Here is a 9,903-nt window from a genome sequence, read left to right on the forward strand (position 1 = left end):
CGGTGGTCACCCATGCGGTACGGATCACCTGCATCGCTGAGGAACGCGCCCAAGGCCTGCTCTGCTCGGTCCACCAGGCTCGCCGGCCTCATATCTCTGTCTTCCATGACCCGGAACGGTTCAGCGACCGCGAAACACCCCTGGCCGAGTACCACCCGGCCTTCCACACCACCGACCACCACCCCGAAGACCCCGACAACACCGCGGATGCGGTGGCCGGGTCGGTGGTGACCGCAGCCCGCATCGCAGTTGAGGACGCCATCGAGTTGTTCACGTTGTTGGATTGGCATCCGCGGACCGTCCGGGCTGGGATCGAACACATCTGCTCGGCATTGACTCGGGCCTCCAGCAGGCAGGCGGCCTATGAGGCCTTGCGGCGGGATAAGCATGCTCGCGCCCTGCTGGACATCCCTGGTGAGTCTTGGACGGCGATGCTCAAAGCCCTGCTGGGCCACCCCGATGCCGCCTACGCGGCCACCAACGCTGGCCGGGGTGTGCTGCTGCGGCTGCTGATCGGTGAGAGCTTGCCGATGCTGCTGCGCGATGAAGACCTCGTGGTGCTGATCGCCTTCACCGCCCCCGGACAGCCCTGTACTGGTGGGGGTCGGTGATGAGTGAGCAGACCGGGTTCATCGAACTCGACCGCGCGGTAGAGGCCATCACGGTCGGTCCCCGGCACCGCACCGACTTCGGGGACATCGACGAACTGGCCGCCTCCATCGCCAGAGAAGGACTGCTCCAGCCGATCACCATCACCCCGGAAGGATTGCTGGTGTGTGGTGCGCGTCGGTTGGCGGCGATCAGACAACTCGGTTGGCGGAAGGTCAACGTGTGGGTCCGCTCCGGGATCTCCGACAAGCTGGGCCACTTGTTGGCCGAGCAGGACGAGAACACCCTGCACAAGCCACTGACCCAGCAGGAAGCCGCCGCCCTCTACCGCGAGCTCAAGCAGCTGCTGGCTGAGGATGCTGAACGTCGGAAGGCCTCGACCCAGTTCCACGACGGGCATGAGCCTGGGGAGCATGGTGGTGGAAACTTTCCACCACCAGCAGGCAGCAACGGTAAGACCCGTGAGCAGGCTGCGGCGATGATCCCCGGCAGCGCCTCCTATAAGACTCTGGAGAAGATCAGCTACCTCCAACACCTCACCACCGACACCACCATCCCCAGTGAGCTGCGCACCCAGGCAGAACAAGAACTGGAACGGGTTGATGCTGGTGCGCCGGTGGACCCGGCCTACCGGCAGCTGCGGGAGGCAGCCGAGGCCGCCCAGCAAGAGCGCGTGGACCAGCTGCACCGTCTGGCCGATGAGGCCGTAGCCAAGGCGAAAGCCGCCACCAAGAAACGCACCACCGGAACACAGGCTGCGGGGCCAGCAACGGATGAGATGCCAAGGCGGTATCCGACCCGGGCGTTCTGGGCGACCTGGGGTGAACTGGCCGACTGGTGGACCCACTACGACCCCCACCAGCTCGCCGCCGAACTGACCGATGAGCAATACCGCAGCTTCCAAGCCACAGTGGAAGGCACGCTCGCGTTCGCCGAGGAACTCCACGCAGCACGCGAAGCCCACACTGACGACGCCGGCACCGGTGGGACGGTGCCGGTACGTGGGCATCTGCGCGCCCTATGACCACCACCCTCCTCTGCCGTATACCCATCAGTGGCGCTGTCTCGCAGCGGGGATATCGGAATCAGCACATTCAGCGGCCTTGACCCTCCAGCTCGGACATTCGAGATCGATGGCAGCGACCTGGTCCTCGCGGAAGTGAACGAGGCCTAACGAGAATAGCGCCGGCAATAACGCCGGATGCAGGTTTTGTACTGACTGGTCAGTTCAGTATAGTGATGTCCATGCTTGAGCTGGTTGAGACTGAGGTGAAGGACCACCACGGGGTCCTGTTCAGCGGCGTGAACCTAGAACTGGGCAGCGCCGCGCTCGGCAGCCTCGTCGTCCCCTCTCCCTGGGGAAGGAACGCTCTCGGACTTGTCGCGGCAGGGAGGATGCGTCCCGACAACGGCCAGGTGCTCTTCAACGGGGCCGACAGTACAGCGGAACTGCGCCGGGCCTCCGCCCTCGTGGACGCACCGGGTCTCACCGCCCCCGAGCACCACATGAAAGTCAAAGGCCTAACGGCGGAGACGCTCGGGCTCCAGCCCCGCCCACACGGTGGGAAGCGTCCGCGCGCAGCAGAATGGCTGGAACAGCACGACGCCGCAGACCTCGCCGCAGAGCCCGTCGAAGCGCTCGACCCCCAGGTGCGGCTCTGGCTGCTCATCGAACTGGCCTTCGCCGACCCCGCCGTTCATCTCGCCGTCGTGGAATCCCCGGACCGACACGGGCTGCCCGAAGAGGAGCTGGCGGAGACCCTGCGCTACGCGACAGGCGATGGACGCTCAGTCCTCGCCATCCTCAGCGCCGAGAAGGAGGCGCTCCTGTGAGCCTGCTCGCCCACCCAGCCGCTGAAGCCAAACGCCTGCTCAGCGGCATCGACCCCATCAAGACCCTCGTCGGCCTTGCCGTGATCCCAGTCCTCTACGGCGCCGTCTACCTCTACGCGAACTGGGACCCCTACGGAAACATGGAGAACGTCGACGCCGCCCTGGTGAACCTCGACGCCGGCGCAGAGTTCGACGGCAAGCACCGCACCATCGGGGACGAGGTCGTAGAAGACCTCTACGGTGACGCCTCCTTCGGATGGCAGGACGTGGCCACCCGGGAAGCCGCTGAAGCCAGCACCTACCGCGGAGACCACCAGTTTGCCCTCATCATCCCCGAAGGGTTCTCGGAAGCACTGGCCTCTCCCGAGGATTTGCAGTCCGCAGAGCAGGCAGAGCTGGAGATCATCGCCAACGAAGCCAACAACTACCTGCTCTCCAGCGTACTGGAGGTCCTCGCCGGGGAGCTGCACGAGTCCATCAGCGAAGAGGTCGGACAGGAGACCGCCGACCAGATCCTCACCGGGTTCGGCCAGATTCACCAGGAGCTCCTCGACGCCGAGCAGGGCGCAGGCGAGCTCCACTCCGGTAGCGCAGAGCTGAAGGACGGAATCGTCGAGCTGCGTGAAGGAGCCGAAGCCCTCAGCGAGGGCGCCGGGGACCTCGACGAGGGAGTGGGAGAGCTGAGCAGCAGCCTCGTCACCCTCCGCGAAGGCACCGGTACGCTCGCCGACGGCGCCGAGGAGCTCGAGACGGGAGCGGGCGAGCTGCAGACCGGACTGGGCACAATCAGCATCGGGATCGGCGAGGCGCAGGAAGGTGTCGACGAGATCTCCGAGGGGGCTGATGATCTGGAAACGGGGGTCAGTGAGCTGAGTACCGGTGCCGAGGCAGTTGCTGAGGGCAACGAGCAGCTCGCGGAGGCCTCCGCAGAGGCCGCAGAGACGCTCAGCGAGGTGGAGGCCAGCGCAGAGACCCGGGTCGAGGAGAGTGTCCAGAGCCTCATCGACGCTGGTCTCATTGAGGAGGAGCAGCGCGACCAGGTTGCCGAGGCTCTCGGCCCGGTCCTGGACGATTCTGAGCTTGCTGCCCGGGCAGAATCCGCCCGGACAGGTCTGGCCGAGGCGCATGACTCCGTGGACCAGCTGGCCGCCGGAGCCCGCGAGGTGGCAGACGGTGCCTCCGAGCTCTCCGCCGGAAGCTCCGAACTGGCTTCGGGCCTCTCAGAGCTCAGCGAATCCCTGCCGGGGCTGGCTGCAGGAATCAGCGAGGCTCACACAGGTGCCGGGGAGCTGGCAGAAGGTGCCGAGGAACTCTCTGCTGGAGCTTCTGCGGCAGACGTGGGCGTCGGCGAGATGCAAGAGGGCGTCAGTGAGCTGTCCGAGGGAGCGTCGGCTCTCAACGACGGGGCCGGGGAGCTTCTCGATGGGCTTTTCGAAGCTGAAGATGGCGTTGTCGAGCTTACTGATGGTGCCGAGGAATTGGCGGCGGCACTGGGCGACGGCGCTGACGAAGTTCCCAATCCTGATGAGGAGCAGCGAGCTGAGGTCAGTGAGGTTATCGGTAACCCGCTGAACGTGAACCAGTCCGCTCAGGCTGAGGCCGGCTCCTACGGTGCGGGTCTGGCACCTTTTTTCATGGGTCTGGCGCTGTGGATCGGCACACTGGTGATGATGCAGGTGCTGCGGCCTGTCTCTGCCCGGGCGCTGCTGTCCAACGCGTCCAGCCTGAAGGTCGCGGTCAGCGCCTGGATGCCGTTCCTGGCGCTGGGCATGGTGCAGGCTCTGCTGCTGTATGCCGTTGTCGTGCTCGGGGTGGGGGTGGAACCGGCGCATCCCTGGCTGGCACTCGGCGTGCTGCTGGCGGCCGCGGCGGCCTTCACAGCCCTGATCCAGGGGATCGTGATGCTGCTGGGCAACCCGGGGAAGTTCGTTATCATCGTGTTGCTGGTGCTTCAGCTGGTCGCCGCAGGAGGAACCTTCCCGGCTCAGACGCTGCCCGGCTCACTGGAGGCCCTGCACCCGGTGCTGCCGCTGACCTATGTGACCGATGGTCTGCGCCACGTCATCTATGGGGCTGACGCAGCCGTCGTCAGTGGCACGCTCGCGGCCATGGGAGTGACAACTGTAGTGGGGCTCGGTGTTCTTCTGTTGGCGGTGCGAAAGCATAGGATGTGGAGCCTGGAACGTCTCCGTCCGCCGATCGAGGAGCTTGCATGAGTGTGGCCGCTGAGCCGAAGGCTTCCGCGAGGGTCCGGATCCTCCGGGCGATGATGTCCCTGGACGACCACCGCAGCGTTCAGGAGCACACGGTGGATGAGATCGCCCGCCTGGCCGGGGTCGCCAAAGGGTCGGTGTACTACCACTTCTCCTCCAAGGAGAGCCTCGTCCGGGAAATCCTGGTGCACGGCGCCGCAGAGATGAAGGCCCTCATGGATGGCCTCCATGAGCCGGGTGCGACCGACGATGACGCCCGAGCCGGCTTCCGCCGGCAGGTCGCGGCAGCATTCGGGTTCCTGGGCGAACACCCCTCTTTCACTGGCCTGGTCGCATTTGCCCTGGCCCAGCGAGAAGGCGACGGAAGTCACCAACTCCGGGCTGAAAAGGAAGCCATCGTCTCCCTGCTCGCGGACCGGATCGAGCATCTGGAGCACAGCCGTCAGGGTGAGAGCGTCACTCCGCGGCACACTCTTGAGATCGCGGCCACCGCTCTGCTCTCGTCCGCTGTGACTCTGTGTATCGAGCGGATGACCGTGCATCAGGACTGGACCGTGGAGGCCTGCGTGGACGCCCTCCTGCGCATCGCTACCAGCGGACCGTGATTCCGGCGCCCTGGGGGTGGCCGACGGTCCGGGGCGCCGGAACGTTTCTGACCACGGAGGCTGAACGACGAGTCCTCTGATCGGGTCCCATCTGCTCATTGCGGTAACTCACCGCCTCGCTCAGCTTAGAAATGCCTACGGCTGCTGTAGATCTCCCGCACCTCGAGGGCTGGCTCTGCGGTGTGGGTCTGTCCATGACGGCGGTTACTCGGTGCCCCGAGAGAATCCAGACGGCGTGCCGCGCGGCGCCGTCAGCCACGTACTTGCCCGGCTCGGCACGAGGATCTCCCGGTCGGAGATCGCCGGGAGGCCCAGCTTGCGCCTCGTGCCCCGGATTCGGCGTAAAAGCGCTAGGACGAGGACGACAGATGGCGCGGCACTGGCATGACGACGGAGGTTCCGGCCTCTTCGACTAGTAACAGGGCCTACCTCGCACCTTCCGTTGAGCGCCCCAGGGGGTGGAATGTGCACCTGCTGGGTATGAAGCTGTCTGAGTTCTCCACTATGTTCTCCCGGCCAAAACTGTTTGCCGCACTGAGCGCCGGTGTAGCCCTGCTCCTACTAGTCGCAGTGGGTATCTATGGGCTGGCCACCGGCCCCCGCCAGCCGGAGCCGCCCGCGGCGACGACTGCGCAGACCGCAGACCCCACACCCACTGCTCCCGGCGCACCCACCGAACAGCCGGACTCTGATGTGCGACAGCCAGTGGTGCCACCGGTAGAAGGCTCTGATGACCCGGAGACGTTCGCCCGCAACGTCGCTACCGCCTTGTTTGAGTGGGATACCGCCTCGGGGTTGATGCCCCTGGACTACACCTCCGCACTGCTGGATGTCAGTGACCCCACTGGGGCCGAGCAGGCAGGCCTGGCCTCTGATGTGGCCACCTACCTGCCCACTCGTGAGGCATGGACTCAACTACGTCAACACTCCACCCGCCAACACCTCTCCATTGATGAGGTCTATGTCCCGCAGGCGTGGGAGGACGCTCTGGCCCAGGCCCAGCCCGGGCAGATCACCGAAGGCACGGTGGCCTACACGATCACCGGCACCCGCCACCGGGACGGCACCTGGAACGACGAACCGGTCACCAGCCAGCACGAGGTCTCCTTCACGGTGTTCATCGTCTGCGCCCCCGCGTATGAGACCTGCCACCTGCTGCGGCTCTCCGAACTCGACAACCCGCTGACCTAACCGCCCCTGACCTGTCTGGCTTGAAGGGAGGTGCCTGACCGGTGTTGAAGAAAGCAGCCATCATCGTGGTCCTACTGGCCATGCTTGGCCCCTCGGTCGCCCTGGTCTCGGTCGGCGCATTGATGAGCCCTGGTGCTGGAGCCTCCTGCACAGTGCCCGGAGCCAGCCCGCACCTCACCGTCGGGGAGGTCCCCGAGGAGCTAGAGGTCACCACCGCCAACGGAGAGACCTTCACCCTGAACCAGGACCAGCTGGGACATGCGGCCACGATCATTGAAACCGGCAGCGGCATCGAGGGGGCGAGCCGGGATGGGCTGGTGATCGCACTGATGGCCGCACTGACTGAGTCCACCCTGCGCCAGCTCTCCAACGAAACCGCCTACCCGGACTCTGCCGACTACGACAATGACGGTGACGGTTCCGATCATGACAGCCTGGGGTTGTTTCAGATGCGCCCGTCCACCGGGTGGGGCTCCGTCGAAGACCTCATGAACCCGGTCTACCAAGCCCAAGCGTTCTTCGGCGGCCCCGACGGCCCCAACAGTGGCTCACCCCGTGGCCTGCTCGACATCCCCGGCTGGCAAGACATGGACAAGGGCGAGGCCGCCCAAGCCGTGGAGGTCTCGGCCTACCCGGACCGGTACAGGAACTATGAACAGGTCGCAGAGACCATCCTGGACACACTCACCACCGGCAGCCAAGCCGGGCCAGCCTCGGTGCCGGAGTCCGGCAGGGTGGTCTTCCCCTTACCAGAGGATGCTGCGGTCCAGACCAGCGACTACGGGCCACGGGTCCACCCGGTGACGGGGGAAGACAGCTTCCACGCTGGCACCGACTGGGCAGCACCGGATGGCACCCCGATCTATGCCATCGCCGATGGAGTCGTGGCTTCGACTGACTACAACGAGGCCCGCGGCGGGGTGATCGTCATCGACCACACCATCAACGGCGAAGCGGTGTCCTCGGTGTATATCCATATGTGGGAGACCGGCATCCACGTCCAACCAGGTGAGACCGTCACTGCCGGGGATCATATTGGGGATGTGGGCAACTCGGGGCAGTCCACTGGCCCGCACCTGCACCTGGAAATCTGGCTCGGCGGCCGAGACACCGGGGAACATACTGACCCTGAACCCTGGCTGGAGACCCACGACGCCCACCCCGCCCCCGGGGAATCAGGCAGCAGCATCCAACCGGCTGGTGTTGACAACGGGGACTGTCCTACCGAGCCCGACCAGGCAGCGGAAGTCGGCGAGCCGGAACCGGGTGATGGTGATGGGTCGCAGATGGTCGATGACCCCACCACCGGTGGGCAGATCACCGCCCGGATGCTGCACGTCTACCAGCAGACCAGCGAGGCTTTCCCGGAGACTTCCTGGGTCTGTTGGGACGAACGCCCCGGCCAGGACTCCGAGCACCCGCTGGGGCGGGCTTGCGATGTCACCTTCGGCAATCCCATCGGCAGCTTCCCCACCGAGGCCCAACGTCAAGCTGGGTGGGAGGTGACCAACTGGGTCAAAGACCACGCCGAAACCCTCGGGGTCGAATACCTGATCTGGGACGGCAAAATCTGGGTCGCCTCACGGGCCGATGAAGGCTGGCGGGACTACGACGGCGGCGGCATGCACGATCCCACCGATCCGACAGGTGGTCACTATGACCACCTTCACATCACCGTCACCGAGAACTAACCCAGGGGGTGCCTGCGATGAACGTGTTCCCTGATTTCGAGGGTCTCTCCGGGATCGCTGAGCTGCGTGAGGTGGTCGGGGCTTTGCTGACCTTCGTCCTCGTGATCGCAGTGTTGATGCTTATCGTCTCCGCGATCATCTGGGGTGTCGCGTCTTCACACGGGAACCAGTCTTCCGCCGCTAAGGGCAGGACCGGGGTGCTGGTCTGCCTCGGGGCGGCGATCCTCGCCGGTGGGGCGATGACCTGGATGAACTGGCTGATCGACCTCGGCGGACAGCTCTAACCAGCCCCGCCCCGAGGCTGGTCCGTGCAGGGCGGGGGTGGGGTGTGCACCTGTTTCACGACCCACTCGTTTCTCATCTGAAGGAGCAGTTGTCGTGGACACTCTCATTGCCCTCTCTGAGGCTATTCACACCGCCACACTCACCACTCCCACCCTGGTGGCTGACCCTGCGGTGGTGGTCGCTCAGATCGACATCAGCCCGAACGAGTCCGGGCTGCCGGGGATCAGCCAGCTGCGCACCATCGTCGGGGCGGTCATGACCATCGGCCTGGTGCTCTCCGTGTTGGCGCTGATTATTTCGGCGATGGGTATGAACCCCGGGTGGTGGACACGCTGAGTCTGGCCCATAATGGGCTGGAGAATGCGAGATATCACTATGCCGAACAAGTATTCCGATGAGTTCAAGGCCGATGCGGTTGCTCTCTACCAGAGGCACCCGGAACTTTCCTACAGGCAGGCTGCTGAGGATCTAGGGGTCAGCCAGGCCGCGTTGAAGGTCTGGGTCCGCCAAGCCCGCCGGGCAGCCGGGAAGATCCCGACGCTTGCCCCCGAGGCGGCGGGGCAGCGGCCAGAGACCGCTGAGGAAGAGCTGGCTCGCCTGCGGGTCGAGGTTGATGCTCTGCGGGCTGATAAACGGTCCATGCGGGCTGATCTGGATAGGGTCACCGAGGAACGGAGGATCTTGCAGAAGGCCACGAAATATTTCGCGGCAGAGACGACCTGGTGATCCGCTTCCAGTTCGTTGAGGACCACCGTGGCACCCATGAGGTGAAGCGGATGTGCCAGGTGCTTCAGATTCAGCGCTCCAGCTACTATAAGTGGCAAGCTGGGCGTTGGGCACGCCAACAGCGAGAACAGGCTGACGACAGGGTTCTCGCCCGAATCCGGGACCATCACCAAGAGTGGGACCACACCCTGGGTTACCGGCGGATGACCGTTGAGCTCAACGCCGACCAGCCTGCTGGTGAGCCACTGAATCACAAGCGGGTGGCCCGGCTGATGCGGGCAAAGAACATCGTTGGGGTGCATCTGCGCAAACCGAAAACCACCACGGTGAAGGATCCCGGCGCTCAGGTCTTCGGGGATCTGATCAACCTGGAGTTCACCGCAGAGACCCCTGGGGAGGTTTATGTCGGAGATGTCACGTATTTGCCCTACGGGCAGAAGGGAGAGTTCTTGTACTTAGCCACGGTGATCGATCTGTGTTCGAAGCGTCTGGTGGGCTGGTCGATCGCCGATCACATGCGCACCAGCCTGGTCGAGAACGCGATGCACCACGCCGCTGCGGCACGCGGCTCGCTCGACGGGGCGATCTTCGGCTCAGATCACGGTCGGCAGTACACCTCCTCGGACTTCCAGGCCACCTGCCGCAGACTCGGAGTACGCCAATCGATGGGCCGCATCGGCTCATGCCTCTTAACCGGCTAAAGTACTTGTTCCTGCTTGTCAGCGACACTCCGCAGAATCGGTCTAGCAG

Annotated in this window: 10 protein-coding genes and 1 pseudogene; all 11 read left to right on the forward strand. The window is 64.9% G+C overall.

Going from position 1 to position 9,903, the window contains the following annotated elements; translation table 11 throughout:
* Positions 1-611, forward strand: a 611-nt coding sequence (locus tag FEF26_RS14570; protein ID WP_138254266.1) for a hypothetical protein, incomplete at its 5' end; no start/stop codon positions are given.
* Positions 611-1,633 (forward strand): ParB N-terminal domain-containing protein, encoded by a 1,023-nt coding sequence (locus FEF26_RS14575; protein ID WP_138254267.1) that lies wholly within the window; start codon positions 611-613, stop codon positions 1,631-1,633. The genes FEF26_RS14570 and FEF26_RS14575, both read left to right, overlap by 1 nt.
* Before the next feature lie 221 nt (positions 1,634-1,854).
* Positions 1,855-2,442: a hypothetical protein gene (locus tag FEF26_RS15820; protein ID WP_166433061.1), complete on the forward strand. Its 588-nt coding sequence runs from the start codon at positions 1,855-1,857 to the stop codon at positions 2,440-2,442.
* Positions 2,439-4,658 carry a YhgE/Pip domain-containing protein gene (locus tag FEF26_RS14580; protein ID WP_166433062.1) on the forward strand — a complete coding sequence of 740 codons (2,220 nt, stop codon included), beginning with the start codon at positions 2,439-2,441 and terminating at the stop codon, positions 4,656-4,658. The genes FEF26_RS15820 and FEF26_RS14580 overlap by 4 nt, the downstream gene beginning before the upstream one ends.
* Positions 4,655-5,260, forward strand: a complete 606-nt coding sequence (locus tag FEF26_RS14585; protein WP_138254269.1) for a TetR/AcrR family transcriptional regulator — start codon at positions 4,655-4,657, stop codon at positions 5,258-5,260. Before FEF26_RS14580 ends, FEF26_RS14585 begins: the two co-directional genes overlap by 4 nt.
* Positions 5,261-5,740: 480 nt before the next feature.
* Positions 5,741-6,451 carry a hypothetical protein gene (locus FEF26_RS14590; protein ID WP_138254270.1) on the forward strand — a complete coding sequence of 237 codons (711 nt, stop codon included), beginning with the start codon at positions 5,741-5,743 and terminating at the stop codon, positions 6,449-6,451.
* Positions 6,452-6,492: 41 nt separating this feature from the next.
* Positions 6,493-8,142 carry a M23 family metallopeptidase gene (locus FEF26_RS14595; RefSeq protein WP_138254271.1) on the forward strand — a complete coding sequence of 550 codons (1,650 nt, stop codon included), beginning with the start codon at positions 6,493-6,495 and terminating at the stop codon, positions 8,140-8,142.
* A 17-nt stretch (positions 8,143-8,159) separates the two neighbouring features.
* A complete protein-coding gene (locus FEF26_RS14600; protein ID WP_138254272.1) occupies positions 8,160-8,426 on the forward strand; it encodes a DUF6112 family protein in 267 nt (88 codons plus the stop codon).
* Between the two features lie 154 nt (positions 8,427-8,580).
* A pseudogene (locus tag FEF26_RS14605) lies at positions 8,581-8,733 on the forward strand (DUF6112 family protein); the annotation flags it as partial.
* Positions 8,734-8,787: 54 nt separating this feature from the next.
* Complete coding sequence (locus tag FEF26_RS14610; protein ID WP_166433063.1) at positions 8,788-9,153, forward strand: transposase; 366 nt, start codon at positions 8,788-8,790, stop codon at positions 9,151-9,153.
* Positions 9,150-9,854, forward strand: coding sequence for an IS3 family transposase (locus FEF26_RS14615; protein ID WP_166433064.1), 705 nt, complete (start codon positions 9,150-9,152; stop codon positions 9,852-9,854). Before FEF26_RS14610 ends, FEF26_RS14615 begins: the two co-directional genes overlap by 4 nt.
* Positions 9,855-9,903: the final 49 nt, after the last annotated feature.

Origin of the sequence: Nesterenkonia salmonea, assembly GCF_005771525.1 — a bacterium.
GTDB lineage: Bacteria > Actinomycetota > Actinomycetes > Actinomycetales > Micrococcaceae > Nesterenkonia > Nesterenkonia salmonea.

Excerpts from the sequence above, each read along its gene's own strand:
- FEF26_RS14575 (WP_138254267.1), top strand. The coding sequence starts at position 611 with ATGAGTGAGCAGACCGGGTTCATCGAACTCGACCGCGCGGTAGAGGCC.
- FEF26_RS15820 (WP_166433061.1), top strand. The coding sequence starts at position 1,855 with ATGCTTGAGCTGGTTGAGACTGAGGTGAAGGACCACCACGGGGTCCTG.
- FEF26_RS14585 (WP_138254269.1), top strand. The coding sequence starts at position 4,655 with ATGAGTGTGGCCGCTGAGCCGAAGGCTTCCGCGAGGGTCCGGATCCTC.
- FEF26_RS14590 (WP_138254270.1), top strand. The coding sequence starts at position 5,741 with ATGAAGCTGTCTGAGTTCTCCACTATGTTCTCCCGGCCAAAACTGTTT.
- FEF26_RS14600 (WP_138254272.1), top strand. The coding sequence starts at position 8,160 with ATGAACGTGTTCCCTGATTTCGAGGGTCTCTCCGGGATCGCTGAGCTG.
- FEF26_RS14610 (WP_166433063.1), top strand. The coding sequence starts at position 8,788 with ATGCGAGATATCACTATGCCGAACAAGTATTCCGATGAGTTCAAGGCC.